Source organism: Gemmatimonas phototrophica (genome assembly GCF_000695095.2).
Classification (GTDB): Bacteria; Gemmatimonadota; Gemmatimonadetes; order Gemmatimonadales; family Gemmatimonadaceae; genus Gemmatimonas; species Gemmatimonas phototrophica.
On the sequence record NZ_CP011454.1, the window covers coordinates 103,483 to 128,823 of the forward strand.

A 25,341-nucleotide genomic window follows, 5' to 3' on the forward strand; every position below is an offset into this window, starting at 1 on the left:
GCCACCGTACATCCAAACGGATATGCTGCGCGTCGCGCAGCTTCTGGTCGCTGCCGCGGGGGTCTATCTCATCAGTCTGGGTGTGACAGCCGCGATCGCTCCACCGCGCGCGAAGCGCTTTCTGGAGGCGCATGCGAGCACGGTGCGGGCACACGTTCTGGAGCTCGCGCTGCGCCTGGTGGTGGGGCTTGCCATGATGCTCGCCGCCCCCGCGATGCTCGGCACGGAGCTCGTGCGCTTTGGGGGCGGTGTGCTGGTGGCCACGACACTCGTGCTCGCGGTCTTGCCGTGGCGGCTGCATCAGCGATTCGCCGCGTGGGCGGTCCCGATGGCCACACGCACCATGTCGCTGGTCGCGGTTGGCGCGCTGGCGGGAGGCATCGCGGTCCTGGCAGCGCTCATGCTCGGACCGCGAACGACGTAGCGCAGACGGTCTATTGGTTCCGCCACCACGGCGTGGTGGTGCCTTCGGGTTTGTGGCGCAGTCCGTGCTCCGCCATATCCATGAGGCGCGCAATGTTGCCGCCCGGGCCTGCGTAGCAATGGCCGCGCTGATCGCCCCACACGAAGTAGCCCTCATTGCGGGGGTTGGAGGTGGTCTTCATCCACGCCTCCAGTTCACGCGTTGAACGATCCAGATGGAAGTTGTCCATGTCTCCCATGTAAATGTGAATCTTGTCATTCAGCTTGGGACCCACGGTGGACCAGTTCTTCTTGAGATACTCGAGAATGTCGTAGTTGTCCTTCCAGTACATGGCCACTGAGCGATCGATCACCCCCGTTTTGGGATCAAAGACCGGTTTGAAGTAGCCGTCGGTGCCGATTGGTCCGAAGGTGGCACTCCAGATATCCAATTGGCCGGTGCCGCTGCGCCCTTTGGTGCCGTTCACCAGCTCCATCCACGCCCGCTGCTGTGCGGTCTGACGCACCTCGCCGTTCACCTCGCGCGAATTGATGGTGGGTGTGCGATGCCATTCGGTGACCTGCTTGAAGAAGCCATTGTCATCCTTGTAGAGATTCATCCCCTCCACGTCGGTGAAGGTCACGGGATCGGGACAATAGCTCCAGGTTCCACCAAAGAAGTCGGGGTGCCAGACTTGCAACGCGAGTGACTCCCACCCTCCCGTTGAGCCGCCGGAGAGCCAGCGCGCCCAGGGCTCCTTGATGATGCGGTAGCGCTTCTCCAGCTCCGGAATGAGCTCCTGCATGAACGCATCACCGTACGGGCCGTTGTTCACGGAGTTCACCGCGTACGAGTCGTCGAAGTACGGCGTGGGATGCTGGAACGTCACCGCAATCATGCGCGGTGTGGTCTCGGCCAGCCACCAGGCGCGAAACACCGAGTCGCGATCAAAGCCGTACGGCGCAGCTATGGAGAAGTGCCCCTGCTGATGATTGACCGGGTACTCGATGGTGCTGGTGGCGTACCCCTTGGGCAACAGCACGGTGGCGCCGAGGTAGATGGGCCGCCCCCAGAACTTGGTGAGCATGGGGGATTGGAACTTGAATCGCTGCACGTACTCGTTGTCGGCCGGGACAACAATGGGCGGAATCTTCTGTGTCACGGCCAGCTTCACCACGCCCGCCGCGCGAGGATCAATGCGCAACTTCTGCGGCGTGCTGTACAAGTTTCCCGGAGACCTATTCCACGCCTGCCCTTCCCACTGGTCATCGTGCATCCAGAGCGTGTGTCCGTCGGCGCGCTTGAACTCGCTGTACACATTCACGAAGGCTTGCACCCAGTACTCGCCCGCCGGCACATCGGCCATGTCGGCGACCGGTGTGCCGAGGTCGGTGCCGTCCACGACAATGGGACGGTTGGGCGCCACGGCCGAAAAATCACGCGCGAACATGGGGGCGCCCACGCGCCCAATCTGCAGACGCGGTTCGGTCTGGTTGGACCGCGAAAGAATCACGTAGGCGCGACCGGTGGTCGCTTCGTTGCGCACGGACGCGGGAATGGTAATCTCGAAGCGCGCCTTGGCTTTGCCCGACGGCCAGTCCAGCAGCGGGGCGCGCTGGGCGACCGCCAACGAGGCGAGCGCCGGGATAGCGGCCAGTACGATGGCCGCGCGCACGGCGCGTGCACGACACCACGCAAATGTGTTCATGGGAGTTTGGTGAGCGGTGAGCGGTGCCTCGGCGTACGGCCAGGCCGGACGTGCACAGGGGGCTGGTCGAGTATACGGTGCAAACGCGGCTCGCGTGGCCGCCGACTCCCTTCCGCAGCGCCGGAGCCTTGGCACAGGACGTGAACAGGACCACGGATAGGAACAGATGGGTCGCGGACGGAACGCGGATCCAGCCAAGTCCTTCCTGTCGCTGGACTTCAGTCAATCAGTGGTAAGAAACGGCTGTATCCGCGTGGAATCTGTGGCTTATCTGTGCCAGGTATTGCCGCACCGGGTCGTTCGTCACCGAATCATATGCGGATTGTGATGCTAACGCACTATACCACAACAGGTTAAGCGATAATCAAGACCCCTCAGCACCGCCGTTGCTACAGCCGCTTCTCTTCGTTCAGTTACAGCTTGAGCGAACCGATGGTGGTTATTGGCCAAAGACCGGATGATCACATCGTGGGAGCCGCAGATGCCAGGCGGGCGCCTGAGTTCGCGTCGATGTTGAGGAGTGGCGTGAGCTGCCCGTCTGCCAGTGAGACGGTAGATTGCAGGCATGACGGCCCAACCCCTCACCCGATGCGATGTGCAGACACGCCTCGCCGAGGCCCAAGCGGAGATCTTCCGATTGGGTGTGCAGCGCTTGGCGCTGTTCGGGTCAGTCCAACGCAACGAAGCGCGCAGCGACAGCGACGTCGATGTGCTGGTCGAGTTCCTGCCTGGACAGAAAACATTCGATCACTTGCTGGCGCTCGGGGAGCTGCTCGAGCAGACTCTTGGTCAAACGGTCGAGCTCGTCACAGTCGAGTCGCTCTCGCCGTATCTGCGCCCCTATATCCTCGCCGAAGCCCAGGATGTCCTTCGCGCCGCGTGAGTACCTACGTCACATTGCAGACGAAGCGGCCTACCTGGAACTCGCTACCGCTGGGGTGAGTCGCGAGGCATTCCTGGAAGATCCGACCCTTCAGCGAGCCTGCGTGCGGAGCTTCGAGATTATCGGTGAAGCCACAAAGAAGGTGCCGGCCGAATTGCGCCAAGCGCATCCCGAGGTCGCATGGCGCGCGATGGCCGGCATGCGTGATCGACTGATTCATGACTACTTCGGCGTAGACCTCGATCTCGTGTGGGATGTAATCCAGGAGAAGATTCCCACGCTCCGTAGACAGATCGCACAGATCCTCGCCGCGGACTAGCCGTGGGTCACTTCTGGCATGGCGATTGGAGCTGCATCCATTCTTCGTCATGTCCCATAGGCTCCATGTGGCCAACCGGCCTGTGGAATTTCATTGACGCTCAGGCATTTAGTGACAGGTAGAAGTCATCGCGACATAAATGCCGCTTTCGCGACAAAAAAATCTAATTCGCGACAATAATTACCCGCCGATATGAGCAGTCTTACGCGCTTAGCCCTCGCCCTCGCCGCTCTGCTCGCCTGGGCCTGCACCAAGCCAGCGCCCGGCGCTGACGCAGAGACGGCACTCATTGCCGGTGAGGACTCGTTGCGCGCGCGCTATGTGCGGCAGTTTACTTGCCCTGCCAGTGTGCCACGTGAATGGCGGCGGCGTGACGGGGTGCCGCTCGCTGATTGGGAGTGCAGCGCCCTGGTGGCTACGGCGGCCGCGCTCAAACGCGCTGAAGCACAACCCGGGTATGTGAGAGACTGGGCGCGCTTGCCGCTCCGGTGCGCTCACGTGATTGCTTTTCGATACCCGGAGCTGCGCCCCGATGGTACCTTCTCGCCGCTGCAAGGCTATTGGTCTGTTGAATTCCTGAACAGTCGAGCGCAAGGGGCGCGGGGTATTGTGTACGTGCCGAGTGGTACACTTGAGGTGCAGCCACTCAACAACGAATTCGTTGCGCCACTCGAGGAATTATGCCGCGCAGGGCTCTGACGATGGGCGGTGAAGGAGAGCAATGGGATTCACGATGCTGCTGATCGTCGGCATCCTGGCTTTCTATTGCCTCTTGGCATCGCCCGGTGTCACCGCCGTCAACTGCGGGGGCATCATGTACGTGGTTCACCGGCGCCTGTCCTTACAGCGAGCGAAGCGACGCGAACGCCCTATCGCGTAGGCACCACGACCACGGCGGAGCGTCGTGATCTGACGGCGCGCGGCGCCCTCCAGCCCCGACTGCGCGTCTCTGAGGGGGCAGCGCCCCCGAAGCAACGCGCCAAGGGGCTGGAGGGGGTCGCGTGACGGAGCGCTCACCGTTCCCCCGTCGTAGCCAAACCCCGCCCTGTGGCGCACCTTTGCCAAACGGTCGGTCTTCGTTTGGCAATCACTCCCCCGCATGCATCGTCTCGCGCTCCCGGCCCTCTCCCTGTTCACCCTGCTCACCCTGGCGCCCACCGCCAAGGCGCAGGGCCAGGTCGCAGCGCCGGCGCAAAACACCGTCTCCATCCGCGGCACCGTCCGCGACGACTCCACCAGCGCGCCGCTGCCACGGGTGACCGTCTCGGTGGAGGGCATTCCGCAGGTGGTGCTCACCGACAGCACCGGGCGCTTTGCTTTTAGCCGAGTGCCGCGCGGTACCGTGGTGGTGCGGGCCAGGCGGGTGGGATACGCCGCGGTGGAACGGCCGGTGCGCGTACGCGACAACGCCACCGCCGACGTGGAGCTGCGGCTACGGGTCACCGCCGCCACGCTGGTACCGGTACGCACGCAGGCGCAGCTCACCGAGCGCGAACGGTTTGAAGGCGCCCCGGCCACCTCCACCATTTCCCTCAACGCCGCGACACTCTCGGCGCTCCCGGCCATTGGCGAGGCCGACGCCATGCGCGTGGTGCAGCTGCTCCCCGGGGTGGTGGCGCGCAACGACTTTACCGCGGGGCTCAATGTGCGCGGCGGCGAGCAGGATCAGAACCTCGTGCTGCTCAATGGCATTCCGCTGTACCAGCCGTTTCACCTGGGCGGGGTGTTCAGCACGTTCATGGACGCCACCGTGGGGAGCATTCGCCTGCACGCGGGCGCCCCGCCGGTGGAGTATGGCGGCCGTCTGTCGAGTGTGCTCGAGGTGACCAGCGCCGAAGAAGCGCGGCGCGGCGTGCACGGTGAAGTGCAACTGTCGCTGCTGGCCGCCTCGCTGAGTGTGGGGGGCGCGAGTGCCAACGGACGCACGAGTTGGCAGGTGGCCGGGCGACGCACCTACGCCGACCAGATCGCGCAACGGGTGGCCCAACGCGACTTTCCGTACGCCTTTTATGACGGGCAGCTGCACGTAAATCGGCAGCTGCCGCGCGGTGGCACGCTGTCGCTCACGGCATACCACGGCCGCGACGCGCTGCGCGAAGACTTTACGCAGCGCGAAGACACGCTGGGGCTGGACGGCGCCTACGCACTGGATTGGGGGAACGACGCCGTGGGGCTCACCTGGTCGCAGCCGCTGGGCGCCCGCAGTGCGTGGGTGCAACGGGCCAGCGTGTCGCGCTTTAGCAGTACGCAAGACGAAGGGGCCGGCGCCCTGCGTGCCTCCAACGATGTGCGCGAATGGCGCGCCAGTGGCCTGCTGCGCACGGAGCGCGGGGCGCACGTGGTGGGTGTGGGGTACGAGGCATCGCAGCACGATGTGTTGTTCAAGGAAACCTCCCCGCAGCTGGCGGCGGAGCTGCAGCGGCTTACGCAGCGTCCGGTGTCGGGGGCGCTGTTCCTCGACGACACGTGGCGCGTAGGGCGCCGGCTTACGGTAAGGCCCGGGGTGCGCGCCGAGTATGTGAGGAGTGCCCAGTGGGTGGGGGTGTCGCCGCGGGTGGCGGTGCGGTGGGCGCAGGGGGAGGATATGGCCTTTACCGCGACGGTGGGGAACACGGCGCAGTGGGTGCACGCACTGCGCGAAGAAGATGACGCGCTGCGCTTCTTTGACCGCTGGGTGCTCTCCGACTCCAACATTCCCGTGGCGCGCGCCACGCAGGCGAGTGTGGGGGTGGAGCGATGGCTGTCCAGGAGCCGGTTTGTGCGCATTGAGCCGTTTGCCAAGCGCTACGGCACGCTGGTGGAGCGCAACGGGCTGGACGATCGCGGCATGGTGGGCGACGAGTTTCGCCCCATCACCGGCACGTCTACCGGTGTGGACCTGTTTCTGCGGCAGGTGGAAACGGGGCCGCTGAGCGGGTGGATATCGTACACCTACACCAACAACTCACGCACGGATGGCGTGGACAGCTGGCGACCGGCGCAGGATAGGCGACATACGCTGAATGCGGTGGGCACGTGGCGCGTGGCCAATGGTACCGTGCTCTCCGGCCGGCTGGGCGTTGGCTCCGGCGTGCCGTATACCGGGGTGGAGGCGCAGCTGGTGCGCCGGCTGGCCGACCCGCGCAACAGCCAATGGGACCGCGGCGTGGTGGAGGGGGACGTGCAGAGCATTGCGGGGGCGCGCAACGCACAGCAGCTGCCCCCCTTCGTGCGCCTCGACTTCTCGGCGCAGCGCAGCTTTGTGCGCGGGCGCACGACGCTCACCCCGGTGCTGGGGGTGATCAACGCGACCAACCGCCGCAATGTGTTTGCCTATCGGTTTGACTATACCGCGGTGCCGGCGACGCGTGAGAGCCTGTCGCAGTTGCCCATTGTGCCCACCATTGGACTCACGGTGGCCTGGTGAAGCGCGCCCTGTTTATGCGATGGCGTGGCTTGGCCCTGGGTGCGGCTGTTGTGGCGCTGGCGTTGGGGTGCACTGAAGACCCGCCCGTGGCTCCGGAGTCTCCGTTTACCGGCACCTGGGTGCTGGAGACGGTGAATGGCGCGCCACTGCCGCGTGTGTTTGCTGTGTTGCTGGATGGAAGTCGCCGAGCCGTTATTGGGGGCGAGATTATCGTGCGTACGCGCGGGCGGCTGGACGATACCAAACGGGTGATCTGGGAGCGGCCCAGTGGCGCGCGCCTGGAAGACGCGGTGGACACGCTCACCGCGCCGTTCAGCTCCACGCCCACGCAGCTGTACATTCGCCGCTATTCGCTGCTGGCCAACAACGATTGGGTAGACACCGGCACCGTGAGTGGTGAGTCGTTGCAGCTGCGGGCGCGATTGCTGGAGGAGCGCTTTGGTACGCAGCGCAATGTGGTGCTGGGCTACCGGAGGGTGCGATGACCCGCCGAGATGTGCGCGTTGTGCGCAGTTGGGGGATGGGTGCGGTGGCGCTGGTGGCCGCGCTGAGTGGCTGCGTGTTCGACCGCATCACACTGCCGTTGGCGGCCAATGTGGTGGTGGTGCACGGCGTGCTCAACCCCGGGGTGACGGACCAGGTGGTGCTGCTGGAGCGCGCGCTTGATGGGCAGGGGAATACGGTGCGTGTGCCCTACGACTCGCTAAACCCCATTGTCTCCAACGGCGGCACGCCCATACGCGACGCGCGTGTGGTGGTGCGCAACAGTCGCGGTGATTCGGTGGTACTGCGCGAGGAGCGCAGCTATCGTGCGGACGGCAAAGGTGCGGGCGTCTATCGCTTTGCGAACATTGAAGGCGTGGGGGCGCCCTTCGCCCTTGTGCCAAGCTTTGTGGTGGCGCCCGGTGAGCGCTACGAGCTGCGTGTGGCCACCACCGATGGCGCAGTGGTAACCGGAGCTACTACGGTGCCATTGGCCACCGGGCGCACCGTGCCCACGGTGCCGCGCCAGTTCTATCGCGATCGCGACTCAGTTTTTGTGGGCTGGCAGCCCGTGGCCAACGCCGCGCGCTTTGAAGTGCGCATTGAAAGTGTGAGCGGCCCCTTTGTGGCGTTTGTGGATTCGCTGGAGTATCTCGTGGCCGGTTCGCTCACGCATACCAGTCGTGCCGGGCGGCCGCGGGTGTTCTGGCCGGGCGTTCGTCAGCTGGTAACAGTGAGTGCCGTGGACGCCAACTACCACGACTACTACCGCAGCGGCAGCGACGACTTTGGCACGCGCGGGCTCATCACGCGCCTGGCCGGCGGGGTAGGCGTGTTTGGCAGTATGAGTCGCGTACGCGAGCGCACGCTGGACGTAACCGCCGATAATGCAGACGCCCCCGCCGGGCGCTGGGAAGCCACCACCACCGTGGCATCGCCGCTGCCGCAAACCTTTCAGCTCTGGCCGGAGAGTGAGTCGTTGGGGGCTACGCGACTGTCGGGGCAGGTGCTTGGCTTATCCATCTCGGCGCCACCGCAGACCGTGGTGGCCACGCAGACCGGAGTGCAGATCACAGTCAGCGTATTGGCGCGGCAGTCGCTGCGCGATACCGTGGTGACGATTGACGGCCGACTGGAAGGACTGGGCAGCGGCGAGGTGCGGTTGACCGGAACGGTACGTGGGACGGGGCAGGCGGTGGTGTATCGGCGGCGGTAGTAGGGGGCGCTGCGCTAAATGCCGGAAGAACTGGGGACGAGTCGCGCCGACCGCATGTGCTTAGTAGACTGACTACTCCGCCAAGAGTTTGTCGTCTCCGGTTACTGAATGCTGATCGAGGAAAGTTGAAGTGAGGGAGGTTTTTGGCGTGTTGTCAGTCGGTCCGGCGCCTGCGGCTTTGTTTTCCCTTCTCAGATCCCGCAAACCCTTCTCAGTATCGGTGGCCCTGACAACGTCGAGCCTGCCGAGTAGCTCTCAGCTTCAACCACGCGATATCGATAGAGAGCCAGATCCGCCTCCGCAAACGCCGACTACAAGCCCTTCGTAGTAATGCCGTTCACAGGCTGAATTAACATGTTGCGCAACATCACTCCGTTTGACTCAGAACAAATGACTACGTCGGTGTCACGCGTGCCCTGTCGCTGACTCTAAAGCACTGCTGCTACACCACATTTATCCCGACAGTCTTACCGTTTTTTCAACAATCTGTGCGATGAGATAGGGGGGGACACTCTCACCGATTGCATGCGCGATTAAGGTACGAGACGCGTCCTTCCCACGAATTATCCAACGATACTCGTATCTACTGACAGTCTGAATCACCAACGCTTCATAAGTTGAAAGTACTCGATTCTGCGACGGGTGAATCTTATTGTCTGACGCCTCAAATGGGAAATTGCTTGTTAGGGCACGCGCCGGCTTGTCCCACTCCATGCGCCGATATGCGGAGTGGAATCCACGAATCAAACGACGAGAGAGTCCGTCCGCTTCGGCAAGGCTCGGCCTAGGGAGAAGTTCTCCGCAGCGCTCACAGTAGATCGGAGTACTCTTGCTTGATTGCCATCGACCATCTTCGATAAGATCCGAATGCCGACGGTTACCCTGATATCCACAGAATGGACTTACGCACTGGTTATTAAATGCGGTCTCCCCCTCTGGAGTGTGACTTACCCACCAGTACTTCTCGGGCTTCATTACGCCGACACGGTGGAGTGGATGAAACCACGGAGCAGCATTCTTTCCAACACTGGCGTCAATTTCCGGAAAATTACTAATCGCATGTCGGAGCGTTACTGGCATCCGGCGCTCACTGCTGGGGAAAAATGACATACCGTTCGATCGGTAGAACTCTGCGCCTTTTGGCTCTCTGGTAAAAATGGTAATGAGGCGTTTCCTCAGCTGTGGGATACCGAAATCAGAGCATGAGATGACTTCGCCACCGCCGACATACTCTTGTCCCAGGCGTTCCCGTATGTAGTCAAGGATAAGACGCGGTCCGTACTCAGTGCGAATCTCGGTGTAACGCATTCCTGGTACGTTCTCAAGCACTAACCACTTCGGCCGAAGCTCACAGATAACGTCCATAGCCGGAATGATAAGACGATTTCGAGCGTCTTCCTCTTCGCGAACGCCGGATGCAACTAAGGATTTCAACTTACCCGCACCGTTAGTTGACATTCCCTGGCATGGGGGTGTCCCATATACCATGAACAGTTCTTCGCCAGCAAGTATTTGCTTGGTTGTTTCGATGATTGTGCTTCGACGATCCCAAATGTCCCCCCGAAACATTTTCGTAGAGGGAAAATTCTCTTCGTAAAGGTCGCAACGATCTGAAAGTAGTTCGTTCGCAACGAGCACCTCTACACCGGCGGCGACCATTCCCAATTCCCCTAAGCCGGCGGAGGAAAAGAGGCTGATTCCGAGCTTTCGGGAAGCAGTGTTCATCGTAGGCTGATCGTATGGGATAGCGGGCGAACCATATTACCAAGAAAAGAGCCATCCAATTGTTTGAACGGCAAATGGCTCAGTTGAGCATGGAAAGCACGGTCGCTGCGATAGCGCTACCCAGAAGAGGAGGAACTGCATTTCCTATCTGCGAAGCGATTTCAGTGTAAGGTCCGACAAACAGATAGTCATCATCAAAGGACTGAAGCCTAGCCGCTTCCCTGGGAGTGATCGTTCGATGCTGGGTCGGATGAATGCATTTGTTCGAAGCCGGGCTTTGGAACTTTACGGTAATAGTTGTTGAGGGCTCGCTTGCTGAAAGACGCGAGTAACATGAACTGAACCCACTACTGATCAGATGCTTTGGAATACTCGAAATGTTTGGCCCCGCATGCTTTATAACTTCGAGCATTCGATCTGAATGATTTGCGGCGCGATGGAGAGTCAGAGATTTTGCACGCGCTCTTCGAGCCCGCTGATAGTCATTCTTCGGATCTTGATCGTAGCAGACCAATTCCTGTCCGCGCTCAAGTTGTGGCAACTCCCCGATCGCATCCTCAACCGAAACGGCTCTAAGAAGACCTGATCCACCAAGCAAGTATCGAGAGCGATCCTTGAATCCGATCACCTTTCCGTCAAAAAAATGCGTAGGCGAAGGAAAGTGAACAGCGCGATTATCCCGAGCTGCGATCATAATGAAACGTTCACGCTTCTGCGGAACGCCATAGCTCGCCGCGTTGAGGATTCGCCAGTCCACCGAATAGCCAAGCTTGGTGAAAGACTCAAGTAGTTGATCGAGAGTTCTTCCCCCCTGGTGAGTGAGCAAGCCGACTACGTTCTCGAGAACGACTACCTTTGGTCGAAATGCCTCGACGAACTGCGCAAACCTAAGATACAGATTGTTGCGATCGTCCTCTCGCTTGTTCGATCTATTCGGCCTTAGCGATGAGAATCCTTGACAGGGCGGCCCCCCAATAACGACATCAACTCTTTTCCGTCGGATCGCCGACTGAACACTTTGCGGTGATACCGAACGTATGTCATTCGTCTCTACTAGTATACCGGGATGATTTCGACGGGCTGTTTCGCTCGCTGAGGCATCTAGGTCTATAGCGTACTTGAGTGCGAATCGCGTGGAGAAGTTAAGGAACCCCTGCGAAAAGCCGCCCGTGCCACAGAAGAGATCGATAATTGAGAGGTTGTTGGCTCCCATGCTTGATTGACTCCCTAACAGAACGGTTACCTGACGAAAGTAGATGTCACTTTCATCGCGTGCACATCGATATTGTAGTCGGGCAGGACGAAATCGAAGTGCGAATCAACTTCTCAACCTCAAACTAACTGAATGGCACCCAACACGCCATGCTAGGGCGTGGTAGGGATGGCGGAGGGTGCATTAGCCTGATGACTATGGGCAACAGCAAGCGACTCATTAGTGCCGAATCTATCCAGCGAAGCCTAGGCAGAGCGGTTCGAGTAACACGTAACGCCAAGGGGTTAACTCAAGAGGAAGTTGCGCGTCGCTCTGGATTTGGGTGGAGGCACATTCAAAAGATTGAGGCGGGAGAGGTGAATGCCACTCTTCGAACTATTTGTCGCGTTGCGCATGCATTAGATGTTGACCCCGGGGATTTGCTCAAGGAAATCAGGGTGGATTGAAGTGCCCACCCAGGGGCAGTCATCTTCGGGAAGTCAAAAGTGGCGGATGGTTCAAAAATACCGCGAACAACGCCACACTTACCCGCTCTTCATCGCTTCGCATTGTCGCACCTGCTACTCTCGTTGGCAGGGATAATCGACAGCCAACAAACAGGCGCGCTTTCGGATCACTCCCACAGAAGACACGCAGATGTTAGCAAATACAGAACTGATAATTCTTCCCTACTCAAGTAAAGAAGGTCGAAGCATTCTTCAGATACTTGTGTGGGAGCTTGAGAATGGTGGCTGGACATCTTTCCGCGGCGCCGTTGCTTTTGCTAGGCATTCAGGCAACGATGTTCGACTTCTCAGTGCCCTTTCGTCGTTTGTTGAAAGGGGTGCTTCAATCGCTCTGACCTTAGGAGCTGATACTTTCGGTACGACTGGTCGTGGGACCGAGTATCACGCCGTAGAAACTCTTCTTCGACTGTTTGCTCCGTATCCGAACGCTGAACTCTTTCTATATCATGAGCCCCGAAGAACATTTCACCCTAAAATCTATCTCTTCGCGAATGAGCAAGAGGGGCGAGCGTTGTCAATTATTGGATCCTCAAATTGGACAGAAGGGGGGCTTGCCGAGAATGTAGAAGCAAACGTCTTGATAACGTTTGATTTGACCATTGCAGACCACCTATCCAATTACCAAAGTCTCAAGGGCCACTTTGAACGCTATTGGAGCGAGATGCAATGAGCGAGGGAGAAGGATTCGCGCGACGCGTAACACTTGAGACTCTTGAGCAATACGCACCGCTTCTTGGAAGGAAATCTGGCGAGATAAGTGCCCGTCTCGGCAGTGGTTCGACAGACGGAAGCACTGTATTAGAGCCGAATGGACAACCCTCTCCGCCAGATGCTGCCCTTATAGCTGCAGAGGCCCTGTTCGTGGGAGAGTCGGTAAGGACGGGAATGACCTATCGTCGGCCTACGGTTAAACCCCCAGCTATCGTTTGCGGCGGCCAGCCTCAGACACCGTATGTCCCAACGGTATCCATCGAGGGTGATGGAGCTTTCCTGCTAATGAGAGTCCGACCACGTCGTACCGGTACTCAAGTACAAGTTTCGCTAATCATTCATCAGTCACCATTCATGAATCATGCAACCGAGGTTGTCTCGGGTGAGGACCATTCGGTACGTCCTATTGGCTACGACTTTGTCAAACGGGGGAATAACAGAGTGCCCAATCTCGCAAGGTTCGAGGCCCCAGAAATGAGAGGAATGACCAACCCCGTCGCGATCTTTGAGTGGGTAAGTACCGGTACACTAACAACTGACAGAATACTTAGGTATAAGCTCTTGGACGCAGATACAAGCATCCTTGGCTCGAGGGTTTTCGAGAAGCTCAAGCTTGGAATTAGTACTAGCCCGTTGACGGACTTGAGCCAATTGAGCGATAGTCATACAGTTGTTTCCAAGTCCGATATCGAGAGTGCACAGTGGTACAGACTAGATCGTAAGTAGAACCGATGGGGCGTGCGCGATCTGCTCTGGGCTGTACTTGCTGGTCCGCATCTGCTGTCCTCTCCGCCCGCACTCGGGGCTTGGGCCAGCCTCTACACTACCGCCAAAATGTGAGTCGCGCTGGGTCAAGACATTGGGTGCAGACCCAAGGGGTCAGCAGGAAGTTGGTCGGTCTACGGAGACCAACCAGATCATGGTGGCCGTTGCACAAGTGGGAAGCGGGGGCGAAGCTTGTCTGACAAACGTTGAGACGCGCCCTTTCCCGATGCCCTCGTAGAGTTGAGCCAGAACATGCGATGCTGCCCCGAACCGACTGTCAATCAAAGCCCAGCTCCATGTCGCTATCATGGTCCAATTCCAGGTCGTCACTCTCCTCGGACCAACGTTCAATCCTCGGTGTCACCGGCTCCGGTACTCTCCGCTTGATCAACAGCGTAGGAAACCGGATTGACGTGCCTTGAGAGTGGAAGGCCTCGTAGTGCAGCATTCCCGGGTGCGCCACGCCGTACACCGTCCGAAAGGTTTGCGTAGTGCGCCTGGCCAGCTCACGTAGACCAACCTCTGTCGGGAGCATCTGGGTGAAAAAATTCGGCGAACCCAGAGCGCATGGTTCGTCAGGAAGCGCCGTGGGCCGACTCCAACCCAGGCGTTGCATCCGTGCATACTGCCGTTCATCCAACAGCAGTTCGGGTGGCTCGATGTATCCATTGCCTGCCGCCTCGGCGCGGATGCCGTAGGCGCCCTGCCCGGCAAACTGCACGTACTGATTCGCCCCCTTGCGCGCGATGATGAGGTACTCGTCTTCGCTCAACGCCCCGATGCAGGCGGCGAGGTTTTTCGTGAAGTCGCGCCAGTGCTTGTTTACAGCCATGGGACCTTCCGCGGTTGAAGTGCGGCGAGCATTCGGTTCACAGCAAAAACTACGCGGAGGGTCTGACAATGCCGGCGGTGCCCAGGAACCATCGAGACCTACCATTAGCAGGCAATTCACCCAATTTCATGCGCATGACTCGCTCGAATACACGCATCTCTGCTAGGCTAGGCGTCCTACTCGCACTCTCCGCCCTGGCATGCGCCAGCCCACTATACGCCCAGCGTGTAGTGCCAGTCCACGAAGAACCCCGCCACCGACTCATGTTCGAAGGCGGTGGCCTGCGCGTGCTCGATGTGCAGATCGCGCCGGGTGACACGTCGCTCTATCATCTGCACGCCACGCCCATTCTGTACACCAGCGTATCGGTGTCACGCACCATCGAACAGCTCGTGGGCGGTGACTGGCCACCACCAGGCACGCCGCCCATTCTGCAGTGGGTGGTGGGGCGCACGCTGTCCGACACCATCTATCCGGTGCGTCCCAAATCGCACCGGGTCACGAACATTGGCACCACGCTCTTTCGGCTCATTGCCGTGGTCACCACCGACGGCACACCGCGGCCGTTTACCACACCCATTGGCAACGAGCTGCTCGGTGCGCCGGAGCTGTCGAATTCGTGGTTCAGGCAAACGCGCGTGACCCTCGCCCCCGGCGATACGTCGCCATATAAGCAGGCCACGCGCACGGTAGTAGCCATTCTCCCCATGAGCGGCAGCGCCACCATTGAGCGCGACGGCGGCCCCGCCACACTGCTCTCCACCCCGGGCGCGTTCACGGTCATCGCCGCCGGCACCCGCTACCGGCTGCGCCATAATGCGGGGTCAACCGCGGAAGTGGTGCTGGTGCAGCCGCACTGACCTGGGTTGTTGCACACACCGGCGGCCAGCACCCTCTCCTTTACGAATGCATGACCGGCCCACGCTGGGTGGGCCGGTGTTGTGCCCATGGGTCAGGGCGCGGTGCGCAGTCTACGGTACTTATGGATAAGCGCGTTGGTGGAACTGTCGTGCGCCAACGCAGGCGTTGACGCGGACTCGAGCTCCGGCACAATGGCCTGCGCCAGCGCCTTGCCCAGCTCCACCCCCCACTGATCGAACGCGTTGACGTTCCAGATCACGCTCTGCGTGAAGACGATGTGCTCGTACAGCGCAATCAGCGCCCCCAACACCGCCGGCGTCAGTGTATCCGCCAGCAGCATATTCGACGGGCGGTTCCCCTCAAACACCCGGTGCGGCACCAGCGCCGCTGCGGTGCCCTCGGCGGCCACTTCCTCCGCCGTTTTGCCAAAGGCGAGCGCCTCCGCCTGGGCCAGCACATTCGCCACGAGAATGTCATGGTGTCGGCCTAGCGGCGTGAGCGCGTTGGCAAACACAATGAAGTCGCAGGGAATGAGGCGCGTGCCCTGGTGGATGAGCTGGTAGAACGAGTGCTGTCCGTTGGTACCGGGCTCGCCCCAGTACACGGGGCTGGTGTGGTAGTCCACCGCGACCCCCTCGCGCGTGACGCGCTTGCCGTTGCTCTCCATGGTGAGCTGCTGGAGGTAGGCCGGAAAGCGACGCAGATAGTTCTCGTACGGCAGCACGGCAATGGACTGCGCCCCGAGAAAGTTCGTGTTCCACACACTCAGCAGCGCCATGAGCACCGGCAGGTTCTGCTCAAACGGGGTGCGGCGGAAATGCTCGTCCATCTGGTGAAACCCATTAAGCAGGGCGCGGAAATGCTCCGGCCCCACCGCGATCATCGTGGACAGGCCAATCGCCGAGTCCATGGAATAGCGGCCGCCCACCCAATCCCAGAAGCCGAACATGTTGGCCGGATCAATACCAAAGGCAGATACCTTGTCCGCATTCGTCGAGACGGCCACAAAGTGCTTCGCCACCGCGTTCGTGTCGCCGCCCAGTCCGCGCACGCACCAATCCCGCGCGCTCTGCGCGTTGCTCATCGTTTCGAGCGTGGTGAACGTCTTGGAGGAAACGATGAACAGCGTCTCCGCCGGGTCGAGATCGTGCGTGGCTTCCACCAGGTCGGCGCCATCGACATTCGACACGAAGCGGATGGTGAGTGACCGGTCGCTGTAGTGGCGGAGCGCTTCGTAGGCCATCACCGGGCCGAGGTCGGAACCGCCAATGCCAATGTTGACCACGTTGCGGATCCGTTTCCCCGTGTGCCCCGTCCATTCGCCACCTCGCACGCGGGTGGCGAAATCCGACATCCGGTCGAGCACCTCATGCACGGCCGGCACCACGTTCTTGCCGCCCGTCGTGAGGACCGCCGAACGCGGTGCCCTGAGCGCCACGTGCAGCACGGCGCGGTCTTCGGTGTTGTTGATGTGCTCGCCGCCAAACATGGCGTCGATGTGCGCTTGCAGCCCGCACGCCTGCGCCAGCTGCACCAGCAGGCCAATCGTTTCGTCGGTAATCCGATTCTTGGAGTAGTCGAGAAAAAGCCCTGCCGCTTCGGCCGTCAGGCGCTCACCGCGACCTGGATCGTTGGCGAACAAGGCGCGCAGATGCGCGGCCTGCAGCATTTCATGATGTGCGCCGAGCGCCCGCCAGGTGGCGCGTGCGGTGAGAGATTCATCAAGAGCGGTCATCGGTGCGTTCCTGTTCGTGCGAATCCTGCCAGCCCGGCGCGCGTGCACGCACGCGGGCGACGCCATGCGGGTGACGCCATGCGGGTGACGCCAATCGTCAGTCCTGCATCTCGCTCGAAGTATGGTGGGACGACGAGTGCCCGTACAGCGGGAACCGGGAGTCGTTTACGGAGCGGCCTCAGCCCCCGCCCGGCATGCGGCATAGCAGGAAGCACCGCTCCAGACGCGATAGCTCCGCCCCCGAGAGCGTCAGGACGCGGACCCGGCTGGCCGCAAGATTCGCGTCTACCAGACGGCCGATCTCCTGTGCCTGCTGCAGTACGGTGGAGTACTCCGCAAACACCGTCCCGACCTTTACTTCAAACAACAGGTCATCACTGCGTTCACGGAAAAACTGCACCCGCAACGACTCGTGGAGCGCAGACATCACCACCTGCTGGGTGTCGGCCTCGCGCAGGATTACGCGACGACCCATGATCCCTTCGGTGCTGCACTGGTAGCGCCGCCCATCCAACGTGAAGGTCTGCAACACGCCCTGCATGGGCACGGCGTGTGTCGTGGCCTGTGTCATCAAGGCCCCGTTGGCATCGTGCACGTTGAGCGTAAACGTGCCGGCCGACAGCCGCCCCTGCAGCAAGACGTAGGCAAAATCTCGCCCACTGATATGGCGCGCCGCGGCGGCCCGCACATCATGCACCGTGGCCGCCGCATTCTCCCGCTCCGCGCGCCTGGCCAGACGGATCCCCCACCAGGCCATCAACGCCATCAAGACCGCAAAGAAGGCCAGGAGGCCAAAGACGGTGGTGTCGGTCGCTGTCATGACCATAAAGAACGGCCCGGGGCGGTTTTCGACAATACGGCGCGTGCTCGCCATATTCCCCTCCTGTTCGACCCGCCCCGCCGGCACGTACGGACAGACATTTTGCCACCGTGGAGTGTCACCCATGTCTCACCCGACCACCGGTCTGCTGGTCCTTGATGGAGGACTCGCCACCGAGCTGGCGCGGCGCGGTCATGACCTGTCAGACGCGCTCTGGTCAGCCCGTGTGCTCGCCGATGCCCCCGAGGCTATTGAGGCGGTGCATCGCGAGTATTTCGAGGCCGGCGCCAACGTGGCCATCACGGCGAGCTATCAGGCGAGCTTTGCGGGGTTTGGTGCGCGCGGGTATTCGCACGGCGATACGGTGCGGTTGCTCCAGCAGTCGGTCACCCTCGCGCAGGCCGCGCGGGCGCAGGTTGCCGCCAGCGACTCGGCGACCACCCGCGATATGTGGGTGGCCGCATCGGTGGGGCCGTACGGGGCCACGTTGCACGACGGCTCGGAGTATCGCGGTGACTACGGGCTCACCGAAGACGAACTCGTGGCCTTTCACCGGCCACGCATGGAGGCGCTGCTGGGTGCGGGCCCCGACCTGCTGGCCTGCGAAACGCTGCCGTCGCTGCTGGAGGCGCGGGCCATTGTGCGGGTGCTCCGTGAGCATCCCGACGCGCGCGCCTGGGTGACGTTTACCTGCCGAGACGGCGCGCATACGTGTGCGGGTGATGCCATTGCCGAGTGCGCAGAGATGCTGCACGCGGAAGCGCAGGTGGTGGCCATGGGGGTCAATTGTGTGGACCCGGTGCTGGTGACCCCGCTGGTACGCATCATGGCCGCTGCGACCAACAAGCCCGTGATTGTCTACCCCAACTCGGGGGAGCTGTGGAACGCCACCGCGCGCTGCTGGGAGGGGTCGGCCACGCGCTTCACCGGCTATCTGCACGAGTGGATAGAGGCCGGAGCTTCGTGGATTGGTGGCTGTTGCCGCACCACGCCGGAGGATATCAAGGTCGTGCGTGCGGTGGTTGATGGCGGGTGAGGCTGGCCGTCATGCACCCGCGTTTTGGGGTATACTGAACCCATAGACCCGCTGGCGTTGCGCGTTGACACCATGCGGACGATCCGCCGCTGCACACACACTCCCCATCGTACTGCTCATGCAAAAGAAAAAAGCCACCGAGCTCCAACGCGCGTGGGGCGACAAACCGTGCCCGCATCCCGCGTTCTCGCGGGAGTACGATATGGGAGAGCGCACCGGCAACTATTGCTGCACGCAATGCGGCGCGAGTGTGAGCTTTCGCGAGAAGGCGGAAATCATGGCGGCGCGCGCGGAGCAGGACGCATGAGTCACGCGTCCAGAACCCTCGCCCTGACGCTCACAACGCTCATGGTCGCCGCCTGCGCCCGCGCGCCCAAGTACGCCGCGCCCATCCCTGCCGTCAGCGAAAAGCCGCGCGCGCTCTTCACGTTGCAGGCCGTGGATATGCGTGTGGGTACCGGCGCACCGGTAACACCGGGCAGCTGCATCTTTGCGCACTACACCGGGTGGACCACCGACGGCAAACAGTTCGATTCGTCGCGCGACACCACCAACGCCGGGGCGGCCAAAAATCCCATCAGCTTTCCGCAGGGCTTTCGGCGTGTGATTGCCGGCTGGGACGTCGGCTTTGACGGCATGCGCGTGGGCGGCACCCGTCGGCTCATCATTCCGTATCAGCTGGCGTACGGCGAAAAGGGGCGTCCGCCCGTCATTCCGCCCAGTGCCACGCTGATTTTTGACGTGGAGGTGATGCAGGTGGCCGATACCCTGCCGCGCCCACAAGGCGCGCCGCGAGGGGCGGGGACAGCGCCGCCGTGTCCGGCGTGGAGTGCGGTGAAGCCGTAGGGGGCAACAGCGTTGAACGCGACGGACGTGTGACGGGTCCCCGACGTGTCGCGAACGGAGCGAGCGGCCGTCCCGAAACGTGTGCTGAATCTGGAGTCGAATTCACAAATGTTTACTGGCGATGCGTGGGGTCAGTCGATAGCATAAACGGGATTGGCCCTGGCCTCCGCAGTTATTGACGCCCTCACGCACATCACGTCTGTGGACGATCTGCTCCCGAGATTGCAGCGCTCATTCGATGCCACACATTCCATAGAGCGTGAGCTCGGTGGCGGTGGCATGTCTCGCACCTATCTCGCGACCGAACGTGCGCTCAACCGTCGTGTCGTCATCAAGGTGCTTGCACCCGAGCTGCTTGCCGGTGTGAGTGTGGAGCGCTTCAAGCGCGAGGTGCTGCTCGCTGCCCAACTGCAGCATCCGCACGTGGTACCGGTGATCGCGTCGGGTGATGCGGAAGGTTTGCCGTGGTTCACCATGCCGTTCGTGGATGGGCCGTCCCTGCGGCAGCGGCTCACGGCGGGGGCGATGCCCATCGGCGAGGTCATCGCGGTGCTGCGCGATGTCGCCCGTGCCCTGGCGTTCGCGCATGGCCGTGGCGTGGTGCATCGCGACATCAAGCCTGACAACGTGCTGCTGTCGGAAGGCAGCGCCACCGTGACCGACTTCGGGATCGCGAAAGCCATCTCGGCGTCGCAGAAGGCGGCGCCGGTCGGTGCGACGCTCACCAAGGCCGGCATGTCGGTGGGCACCCCCGCGTACATGTCGCCGGAGCAGGCGGCGGGGGATGCGAGCACCGATCATCGGGCCGATCTGTACGCGTTCGGCGCGATGGCGTACGAGATGCTGGCCGGCCGTCCGCCGTTCGTGAGCGAGTCGCCGACACGATTGCTCGCCATGCAGATGACTGAGCCGCCGAGGCCGGTCACGCAGTTGCGGCCGGATACGCCACCGGCGCTCGCGGACCTGGTCATGACGTGCCTGGCGAAAGAGCCCGACGCGCGTCCGAAGGCCGCTGCCGATCTCTCCCGCGTACTCGATGCGGTCGTCACGACGGGATCGGGGGCGGCTGCGCCGGTGGTGCTGCGCGGAGGTGCCGTGCCGTTCGCTCACATGCTGGCGATGTGGGGAGCCGCGACAACCGTGGTCCTGGCGGTGACCTGGGCGGCGACTGTGACTGTGGGGCTGCCCACCTGGGCCATGACCGGTGCCTCCCTGCTGATGGGGATCGGACTCGTCGCGCTGCTATTCACGGGCTGGGTGCAACGCGCGAGCTATCGTCAGCTCACCACCACGCCGACGCTGACGCCGGGCGGCGGCGCGATGCCAATGGGCACGATGGCCACGCTGGCGATCAAGGCCAGCCCGCACGTGTCGTGGCAGCGCACGTGGAAGGGCGGGGTGGTGGCGGTGACCTCGTTCGTGCTGCTGCTGGGCGGGTTCATGACCGCGCGCGCGTACGGAATCGGCCCCGTGGGCTCGCTGATTGCCAAGGGCGCGCTGGCAGCAAACGAGAAACTGATCCTCACCGACTTCAAGAGTCCGGCGAGTGATACGTCCCTTGGCGTCACGATCACCGAAGCGCTGCGCGCCGATCTGGCGCAGTCGCGCAGTATTCGCGTGCTGTCACGGGCGAACGTGCGTGATGTGTTGCGGTTGATGCGGCGCAGCAACGATGCCGGCGTCGATTTGTCGCTCGCGCGCGAAGTGGCGACGCGCGAAGGCATCAAGGCGATCGTCGACGGAGAGATCGTACAGCTCGGGAACGGTTATGTGGTCGCCGCACGATTGCTCACGACGCAGACCGGGGATGAACTTGGCGCGTTTCGGGAGACCGCGTCGAACCTTGACGAGCTACTCCCGGCTGTTGAGCGCATGTCACGGGCACTACGTGAGCGTATCGGCGAATCGTTCAAGGATATTCGCGCCGCCGCGCCGCTCGAGCGGGTCACTACCTCCAGCGTAGAAGCGCTGAAGCTGTACGTACGCGGCATGCGGGCCATCGAGGAGCAGGATGACATCGGCACGGGCGGGCCGCTACTCGAGGAAGCCATACGGCTCGACCCGGGCTTTGCCATGGCCTATCGCAAGTACGCGGTATCGCTCGGCAATCGGCGAACCGCGGATCGCTCAAAGATCGTACAGATGTTGGTGAAGGCGTATGAGTTGCGCGACCGCCTGAGCGAAAGCGAACGGCTGTTGACGACCGCTTCGTACTGGAGCACCGGTCCTCGGGAAGACATCCGTCAAGCGGTCGCCGCGCTCGAGGCGCTCCGTCAGCGCGATTCCACCTACTTCCCGGCCATTAACAATCTTGGCGTTCTGAAAACCGGCATCGGCGACTTCAGGGGGGCGGCTGACGATTTTCGCGCGGCGGCCCGACTGGAGCCCGGTATCGTAACCGGATGGACGAACCTTGCAGGCCAGCTGGTCGAGCTGGGTGAGTTCACGCAGCTCCTCGCCGCGGCCGATAGCGCCGAGAAGGCGTTGGGCGAGAACTCCGATGCCCCGTGGCGCATGCGAGCGTGGACGTTGGGGCGGCCAGAACAGGCGGCGGAAGCAGAAGCGTTCTTCACCAAGGCGCTCGGGCGCTTTGCCGATCGAATGACGTTGCGGATCGATTTCTCGCGGGGATTGTCCTCCGCGCTTCGTAGGCAAGGCCGTGTGCGTGAAGCCCAGCGGCTGCAGGCGTTGGCCGACAGTGGCGTCGCATCACAGGGGCAGACGCCAGACGGGCTGCAGACGACGCTCGAGCGTGCGCAGGATGCTGCCGTCCTGGGGAACGACACGGCATCAGCGCGCCGTCTCGCGCAGGAGGCAATCAAGCGGTACGACTGGCGAGCCGCCAACGATGCCGATCGTCAATATGGTCGGTGGGGCGTGTCGCTTCTGCGGGCGGGCCTCCCTGATCTGGCGCGGCAAATGGCCGACTCGCTCGGGAAGCGCTTCGCCACGTCCAATGTTCGGGACGACGGTCGCATGCTCGCCCTGCTGCGTGGTGAACTCGCCATGCACGAGAAACAGTTCGATACCGCCATCAATACGCTGCAGGCGGCCATTACGAACTACCCTGAGAATGGCGTCGGCCAGTTCGGGCCATCGCTGGCCCTTGCCTATATTCGCGCCGAGCGGCCGGATTCGGCGATCGCGGTCTTCGAGCGGTATCTCGCCAGCAACTCGCGCTCGCGCATCAACGGAACCGGGCCCCGCTTCGAGGCCGTAGCCTTTGAACGCCTCGGGTCACTGTACGAAGACAAGGGCAACAAGGCCAAGGCGCTGCAGCACTACGAAATGCTGCTCGGGCTTTGGAAGAACGCCGATCCGGAACTGCAGCCACTTGTGCGGGATGTGCGCGCGCGTGTGGAGCGACTGCGGCGCGGCACGGGCTGAACAGCTGCCGTGGGTATGGCGCTACCGCCGCTGCCGTGTCCGGCGTGGAGTGCGGTTAAGCCGTAGTGTCCCAGAGGCTGCGTAGCGGAACGGCAAACAAGCCGTCGCCGAATGACGCCGTGGTTTCCCCGTCATACAGCACAACGCCACAGCGGAAGCGCGCTCCCGTAACGCTCTGGAGCTTCCGCAGTCCGCTGAAGTCGGCGGCCGTGACGGTTGCGCCGGCCTTTACCTCGATGCCAGCCAGCTGGTGCGCACCGCGCTCGATGACCACGTCCACTTCCACACCATCTCGGTCGCGAAAGTGAAAGAAGGTCAACGGGTCCTCGTACCAGCTTCCCTGGCGTCGCAATTCCTGATACACGAACGTCTCCAGCAAATGGCCGAACGTCGTGCGGTCGGCCCGCAGCGCCTCAGCGTCCATCCCCAACAGTGCGCACGCCAATCCGGTGTCGCCGACATGCAGCTTGGGCGTTTTTACCAGTCGGCTCAGTCGGTTGGAATGCCACGGCGGCAAGCGGTCGAGCAGGAAGACCCGCTCGAGCAGCGTGATGTAGTCATTGATGGTTGGCCGTGAGAGCTGAAATGGCGCGGAGAGTTCCGCCACGTTCAGCAACTGCGCCGTGTGCGCGGCGGCTACGGCCAACAGCCGCGGCAACGCATCGAGTGAGCTGATACGCGACAGGTCGCGCACATCACGCTGCACCAGTGCGTCGAGGTAGTTCAGGTACCAGGTCGCCCGCCGTCGCGCGGTCGATCGCGCGAGCGCGGCAGGATATCCACCAGCCACGACACGGTCGATCAGACCGGCGGCGAGCCGCGGCTTTGGTGGCGCCTGGAACGCACCCGCAAACAGTTGCTCGAGAAACCGTGGCTCCTTTCGCTCGATCTCTGCCTGGGCGAGGGGATGCAGTCGCAGGACGTCCATGCGTCCGGCCAGCGAATCCGACAGCCGGGGCAGGAGCAGCACATTTGCCGAGCCCGTGAGGATGAAGCGGCCCGGCGTGCGGTCGCGATCGATCGCCGCCTTGAGTGTGGTGAACAGCTCAGGGACCCGTTGGACTTCGTCGAGAATCGCGCGCGCCGGCAGATCCGCCACGAAGCCTACCGGGTCCGACAGCGCCGCTCCACGAACCGTATCGTCGTCACACGTGAGGTACGCGTAGCCCAGCCGGTCTCCCACGGTTCTGGCGAGCGTGGTCTTGCCCGATTGACGCGGTCCATGCACGAGCACGGCCGGCGAGTCGGCCAGCGCTTCGAGCAGCCGTGCTTCGGCGAATCGGGGATAATCGGCCGGATTTGACATACGGCTAATCGTAACCCTGATGAGCGGCTGATTGCAAGGTTAGATAGCGGCTGATCGTAAGGTTCGATATCGGCTAATTGCAAGGTTGAATAACCACATCAGGCTGGCGGTGGTCCGGGTATCTTTGGGGTGTCTTCCACCTCGAGCGCTGCCAATGGGTCAAACCGTTGAGCTAATGGACCGGATCACCGTGAACCCCGACCAATGCGGGGGGCGTCCCTGCGTGCGGGGAATGCGCATTCGGGTGAGCGATGTGCTCGATTTGCTGGCGGTAGGGCTCACCACCCATCAAGTGGTCGAGGAGCTCCCCGATCTGGAGCGCGACGATGTGGCGGCCTGTCTGCGCTTTGCCAGTCGTCGCCTGGGGCACCCCGTTCTCGCGGTGTAAGCTGTGCGGCTCTGGATAGACGCGCAGCTGCCACCAGCCCTCCTCCAGGTCGCGTTTCCGGAGCGTACAGGTGGGCTTCAAGAACTCGGAAGAAGCTCGGAAGTCGAGCGCTTCCGAGAGTCTCGTCGGTCACACGTTCGCCATCACCGCGTACTCCGTGGACTCCGTCAGGCGTGCGTCAGCGGTGACCAGCGTCAGTCCCAGCACCTGCGCGGTGGCCGCAATGAAGCGATCGGCCGGATCCTCATGCGAGAGTGTGAGGCGACGGCTGGCGACGGCGATGTCGGTGGTCAGGGCGGCTTCGCGCCGAGGGAGCGCCTGTACCATGCGCTCCACCCACACGGCCGGCGTTTCATCAATGGTGATGCGACCGCGTTCGGCGAGCAGGTGCGCTTCCCAGACACTGACCGGCGAGAGCCACAGTTCGTTCTCGGCCGACGTCAGCGCCGATCGGACCGCTGGCGACAAGCGATCCGGGTCGAGCAGTGCCCACAGCCAGATGTGGGTATCGAGCAGCAGCTTCATGCGCTGAACACGTCCCAGTCGTTCGTGGCACTGGCCGGGGCGATGAGATCGTCGGTCAGGGTGGCGGTGCCGGCCATGGATCCGAGCCAGGCCTCGCCGGTACTGGCGACCGACGGCGGGTTGATCTGTGCCACCGGCTCGCCCCGCTTCGTGACAACAATGGAGGTCCCGGTCCGCCGCACGCGCTCCAGGACCGCCAGACAGGTGGCCTTAAACTCGGAGATGGCAATGGTCTCGATGGGCTTGGAGGGCATACCTCAAACGTAC

The 25,341-nt window shown here is 62.3% G+C and carries 24 protein-coding genes; 15 read left to right on the forward strand and 9 right to left on the reverse strand.

Annotated features, from left to right (window positions below; all coding sequences use genetic code 11):
* The first annotated feature begins 22 nt into the window (after positions 1–22).
* Positions 23–424, forward strand: coding sequence for a hypothetical protein (locus GEMMAAP_RS00430; RefSeq protein ID WP_026848993.1), 402 nt, complete (start codon positions 23–25; stop codon positions 422–424).
* A 10-nt stretch (positions 425–434) separates the two neighbouring features.
* Here the strand turns inward: GEMMAAP_RS00430 and GEMMAAP_RS00435 are convergent, their stop codons facing one another.
* The gene (locus GEMMAAP_RS00435; protein ID WP_053333870.1) at positions 435–2,111 is read right to left on the reverse strand and encodes an alpha/beta hydrolase; all 1,677 of its coding nucleotides are present in this window, start codon (positions 2,109–2,111) and stop codon (positions 435–437) included.
* Positions 2,112–2,676: 565 nt separating this feature from the next.
* Here GEMMAAP_RS00435 and GEMMAAP_RS00440 point away from each other — a divergent pair.
* The 6 genes from GEMMAAP_RS00440 (at position 2,677) to GEMMAAP_RS00465 (ending at position 8,418) form a co-directional block, all read left to right on the forward strand.
* Positions 2,677–2,994, forward strand: coding sequence for a nucleotidyltransferase family protein (locus GEMMAAP_RS00440; RefSeq protein ID WP_026848994.1), 318 nt, complete (start codon positions 2,677–2,679; stop codon positions 2,992–2,994).
* On the forward strand, positions 2,975–3,313 hold the full coding sequence (locus GEMMAAP_RS00445; protein ID WP_026848995.1) for a HepT-like ribonuclease domain-containing protein: 339 nt from the start codon (positions 2,975–2,977) through the stop codon (positions 3,311–3,313). Before GEMMAAP_RS00440 ends, GEMMAAP_RS00445 begins: the two co-directional genes overlap by 20 nt.
* A gap of 192 nt (positions 3,314–3,505) precedes the next feature.
* A complete protein-coding gene (locus GEMMAAP_RS00450; protein WP_026848996.1) occupies positions 3,506–4,012 on the forward strand; it encodes a hypothetical protein in 507 nt (168 codons plus the stop codon).
* Positions 4,013–4,358: 346 nt separating this feature from the next.
* Positions 4,359–6,719, forward strand: a complete 2,361-nt coding sequence (locus GEMMAAP_RS00455) for a carboxypeptidase regulatory-like domain-containing protein (RefSeq protein ID WP_274519053.1) — start codon at positions 4,359–4,361, stop codon at positions 6,717–6,719.
* Positions 6,716–7,204, forward strand: coding sequence for a hypothetical protein (locus GEMMAAP_RS00460; RefSeq protein WP_026848998.1), 489 nt, complete (start codon positions 6,716–6,718; stop codon positions 7,202–7,204). Before GEMMAAP_RS00455 ends, GEMMAAP_RS00460 begins: the two co-directional genes overlap by 4 nt.
* Entirely contained in the window at positions 7,201–8,418 is a 1,218-nt protein-coding gene (locus tag GEMMAAP_RS00465) for a DUF4249 family protein (RefSeq protein ID WP_082820939.1), read from the forward strand. The genes GEMMAAP_RS00460 and GEMMAAP_RS00465 overlap by 4 nt, the downstream gene beginning before the upstream one ends.
* Positions 8,419–8,871: 453 nt before the next feature.
* Here GEMMAAP_RS00465 and GEMMAAP_RS00470 read toward each other — a convergent pair whose 3' ends face one another.
* Positions 8,872–10,143: a DNA cytosine methyltransferase gene (locus GEMMAAP_RS00470; RefSeq protein WP_075071365.1), complete on the reverse strand. Its 1,272-nt coding sequence runs from the start codon at positions 10,141–10,143 to the stop codon at positions 8,872–8,874.
* A 79-nt stretch (positions 10,144–10,222) separates the two neighbouring features.
* Complete coding sequence (locus tag GEMMAAP_RS00475) at positions 10,223–11,356, reverse strand: DNA cytosine methyltransferase (protein WP_202969171.1); 1,134 nt, start codon at positions 11,354–11,356, stop codon at positions 10,223–10,225.
* 197 nt (positions 11,357–11,553) lie between these two features.
* Between GEMMAAP_RS00475 and GEMMAAP_RS21185 the strand changes: the two genes are divergently transcribed.
* Both GEMMAAP_RS21185 and GEMMAAP_RS00485 read left to right on the forward strand, forming a co-directional pair.
* Positions 11,554–11,802 (forward strand): helix-turn-helix domain-containing protein, encoded by a 249-nt coding sequence (locus GEMMAAP_RS21185; RefSeq protein ID WP_075071588.1) that lies wholly within the window; start codon positions 11,554–11,556, stop codon positions 11,800–11,802.
* Positions 11,803–11,992: 190 nt separating this feature from the next.
* Positions 11,993–12,532, forward strand: coding sequence for a phospholipase D-like domain-containing protein (locus tag GEMMAAP_RS00485; RefSeq protein ID WP_082820941.1), 540 nt, complete (start codon positions 11,993–11,995; stop codon positions 12,530–12,532).
* A gap of 1,083 nt (positions 12,533–13,615) precedes the next feature.
* Here GEMMAAP_RS00485 and GEMMAAP_RS00495 read toward each other — a convergent pair.
* Positions 13,616–14,170 (reverse strand): TY-Chap domain-containing protein, encoded by a 555-nt coding sequence (locus GEMMAAP_RS00495; RefSeq protein ID WP_026849001.1) that lies wholly within the window; start codon positions 14,168–14,170, stop codon positions 13,616–13,618.
* Positions 14,171–14,400: 230 nt separating this feature from the next.
* Between GEMMAAP_RS00495 and GEMMAAP_RS00500 the strand changes: the two genes are divergently transcribed.
* Positions 14,401–15,030 (forward strand): cupin domain-containing protein, encoded by a 630-nt coding sequence (locus GEMMAAP_RS00500; protein WP_158514670.1) that lies wholly within the window; start codon positions 14,401–14,403, stop codon positions 15,028–15,030.
* A gap of 92 nt (positions 15,031–15,122) precedes the next feature.
* Here GEMMAAP_RS00500 and pgi read toward each other — a convergent pair whose 3' ends face one another.
* Both pgi and GEMMAAP_RS00510 read right to left on the reverse strand, forming a co-directional pair.
* Positions 15,123–16,766, reverse strand: a complete 1,644-nt coding sequence (pgi, locus tag GEMMAAP_RS00505; protein WP_026849003.1) for a glucose-6-phosphate isomerase — start codon at positions 16,764–16,766, stop codon at positions 15,123–15,125.
* Between the two features lie 178 nt (positions 16,767–16,944).
* Positions 16,945–17,586, reverse strand: a complete 642-nt coding sequence (locus tag GEMMAAP_RS00510; protein ID WP_145978925.1) for a hypothetical protein — start codon at positions 17,584–17,586, stop codon at positions 16,945–16,947.
* 124 nt (positions 17,587–17,710) lie between these two features.
* Here GEMMAAP_RS00510 and mmuM point away from each other — a divergent pair, with 124 nt between their 5' ends.
* From mmuM to GEMMAAP_RS00530, 4 genes are all read left to right on the forward strand, one after another.
* A complete protein-coding gene (gene mmuM / locus GEMMAAP_RS00515; RefSeq protein ID WP_043580079.1) occupies positions 17,711–18,622 on the forward strand; it encodes a homocysteine S-methyltransferase in 912 nt (303 codons plus the stop codon).
* 118 nt (positions 18,623–18,740) lie between these two features.
* A complete protein-coding gene (locus GEMMAAP_RS20750) occupies positions 18,741–18,929 on the forward strand; it encodes a hypothetical protein (RefSeq protein WP_043580081.1) in 189 nt (62 codons plus the stop codon).
* Positions 18,926–19,468, forward strand: a complete 543-nt coding sequence (locus GEMMAAP_RS20165; RefSeq protein ID WP_075071367.1) for an FKBP-type peptidyl-prolyl cis-trans isomerase — start codon at positions 18,926–18,928, stop codon at positions 19,466–19,468. Before GEMMAAP_RS20750 ends, GEMMAAP_RS20165 begins: the two co-directional genes overlap by 4 nt.
* Before the next feature lie 201 nt (positions 19,469–19,669).
* On the forward strand, positions 19,670–22,855 hold the full coding sequence (locus GEMMAAP_RS00530; RefSeq protein ID WP_053333871.1) for a serine/threonine protein kinase: 3,186 nt from the start codon (positions 19,670–19,672) through the stop codon (positions 22,853–22,855).
* A gap of 55 nt (positions 22,856–22,910) precedes the next feature.
* Here GEMMAAP_RS00530 and GEMMAAP_RS00535 read toward each other — a convergent pair whose 3' ends face one another.
* On the reverse strand, positions 22,911–24,161 hold the full coding sequence (locus GEMMAAP_RS00535; RefSeq protein WP_026849006.1) for an ATP-binding protein: 1,251 nt from the start codon (positions 24,159–24,161) through the stop codon (positions 22,911–22,913).
* Between the two features lie 154 nt (positions 24,162–24,315).
* Between GEMMAAP_RS00535 and GEMMAAP_RS00540 the strand changes: the two genes are divergently transcribed.
* Positions 24,316–24,549 (forward strand): DUF433 domain-containing protein, encoded by a 234-nt coding sequence (locus GEMMAAP_RS00540; RefSeq protein WP_043580082.1) that lies wholly within the window; start codon positions 24,316–24,318, stop codon positions 24,547–24,549.
* A gap of 129 nt (positions 24,550–24,678) precedes the next feature.
* Here the strand turns inward: GEMMAAP_RS00540 and GEMMAAP_RS00545 are convergent, their stop codons facing one another.
* Together GEMMAAP_RS00545 and GEMMAAP_RS00550 are read right to left on the reverse strand one after the other, a co-directional pair.
* The gene (locus GEMMAAP_RS00545; RefSeq protein WP_026849008.1) at positions 24,679–25,074 is read right to left on the reverse strand and encodes a type II toxin-antitoxin system VapC family toxin; all 396 of its coding nucleotides are present in this window, start codon (positions 25,072–25,074) and stop codon (positions 24,679–24,681) included.
* A complete protein-coding gene (locus GEMMAAP_RS00550; RefSeq protein WP_026849009.1) occupies positions 25,071–25,328 on the reverse strand; it encodes a type II toxin-antitoxin system Phd/YefM family antitoxin in 258 nt (85 codons plus the stop codon). Before GEMMAAP_RS00550 ends, GEMMAAP_RS00545 begins: the two co-directional genes overlap by 4 nt.
* Positions 25,329–25,341 lie beyond the last annotated feature (13 nt).

Coding starts and splice junctions, on each gene's coding strand:
- GEMMAAP_RS00485 (WP_082820941.1), top strand. CDS start 11,993: ATGTTAGCAAATACAGAACTGATAATTCTTCCCTACTCAAGTAAAGAA.
- GEMMAAP_RS00510 (WP_145978925.1), bottom strand. CDS start 17,586: ATGACAGCGACCGACACCACCGTCTTTGGCCTCCTGGCCTTCTTTGCG.
- pgi (WP_026849003.1), bottom strand. CDS start 16,766: ATGACCGCTCTTGATGAATCTCTCACCGCACGCGCCACCTGGCGGGCG.
- GEMMAAP_RS21185 (WP_075071588.1), top strand. CDS start 11,554: ATGGGCAACAGCAAGCGACTCATTAGTGCCGAATCTATCCAGCGAAGC.
- GEMMAAP_RS00475 (WP_202969171.1), bottom strand. CDS start 11,356: ATGGGAGCCAACAACCTCTCAATTATCGATCTCTTCTGTGGCACGGGC.
- GEMMAAP_RS00450 (WP_026848996.1), top strand. CDS start 3,506: ATGAGCAGTCTTACGCGCTTAGCCCTCGCCCTCGCCGCTCTGCTCGCC.
- GEMMAAP_RS00440 (WP_026848994.1), top strand. CDS start 2,677: ATGACGGCCCAACCCCTCACCCGATGCGATGTGCAGACACGCCTCGCC.
- mmuM (WP_043580079.1), top strand. CDS start 17,711: ATGTCTCACCCGACCACCGGTCTGCTGGTCCTTGATGGAGGACTCGCC.
- GEMMAAP_RS00435 (WP_053333870.1), bottom strand. CDS start 2,111: ATGAACACATTTGCGTGGTGTCGTGCACGCGCCGTGCGCGCGGCCATC.
- GEMMAAP_RS00545 (WP_026849008.1), bottom strand. CDS start 25,074: ATGAAGCTGCTGCTCGATACCCACATCTGGCTGTGGGCACTGCTCGAC.
- GEMMAAP_RS00465 (WP_082820939.1), top strand. CDS start 7,201: ATGACCCGCCGAGATGTGCGCGTTGTGCGCAGTTGGGGGATGGGTGCG.
- GEMMAAP_RS20750 (WP_043580081.1), top strand. CDS start 18,741: ATGCAAAAGAAAAAAGCCACCGAGCTCCAACGCGCGTGGGGCGACAAA.
- GEMMAAP_RS00430 (WP_026848993.1), top strand. CDS start 23: ATGCTGCGCGTCGCGCAGCTTCTGGTCGCTGCCGCGGGGGTCTATCTC.
- GEMMAAP_RS20165 (WP_075071367.1), top strand. CDS start 18,926: ATGAGTCACGCGTCCAGAACCCTCGCCCTGACGCTCACAACGCTCATG.
- GEMMAAP_RS00540 (WP_043580082.1), top strand. CDS start 24,316: ATGGGTCAAACCGTTGAGCTAATGGACCGGATCACCGTGAACCCCGAC.
- GEMMAAP_RS00445 (WP_026848995.1), top strand. CDS start 2,975: ATGTCCTTCGCGCCGCGTGAGTACCTACGTCACATTGCAGACGAAGCG.
- GEMMAAP_RS00495 (WP_026849001.1), bottom strand. CDS start 14,170: ATGGCTGTAAACAAGCACTGGCGCGACTTCACGAAAAACCTCGCCGCC.
- GEMMAAP_RS00550 (WP_026849009.1), bottom strand. CDS start 25,328: ATGCCCTCCAAGCCCATCGAGACCATTGCCATCTCCGAGTTTAAGGCC.
- GEMMAAP_RS00535 (WP_026849006.1), bottom strand. CDS start 24,161: ATGTCAAATCCGGCCGATTATCCCCGATTCGCCGAAGCACGGCTGCTC.
- GEMMAAP_RS00470 (WP_075071365.1), bottom strand. CDS start 10,143: ATGAACACTGCTTCCCGAAAGCTCGGAATCAGCCTCTTTTCCTCCGCC.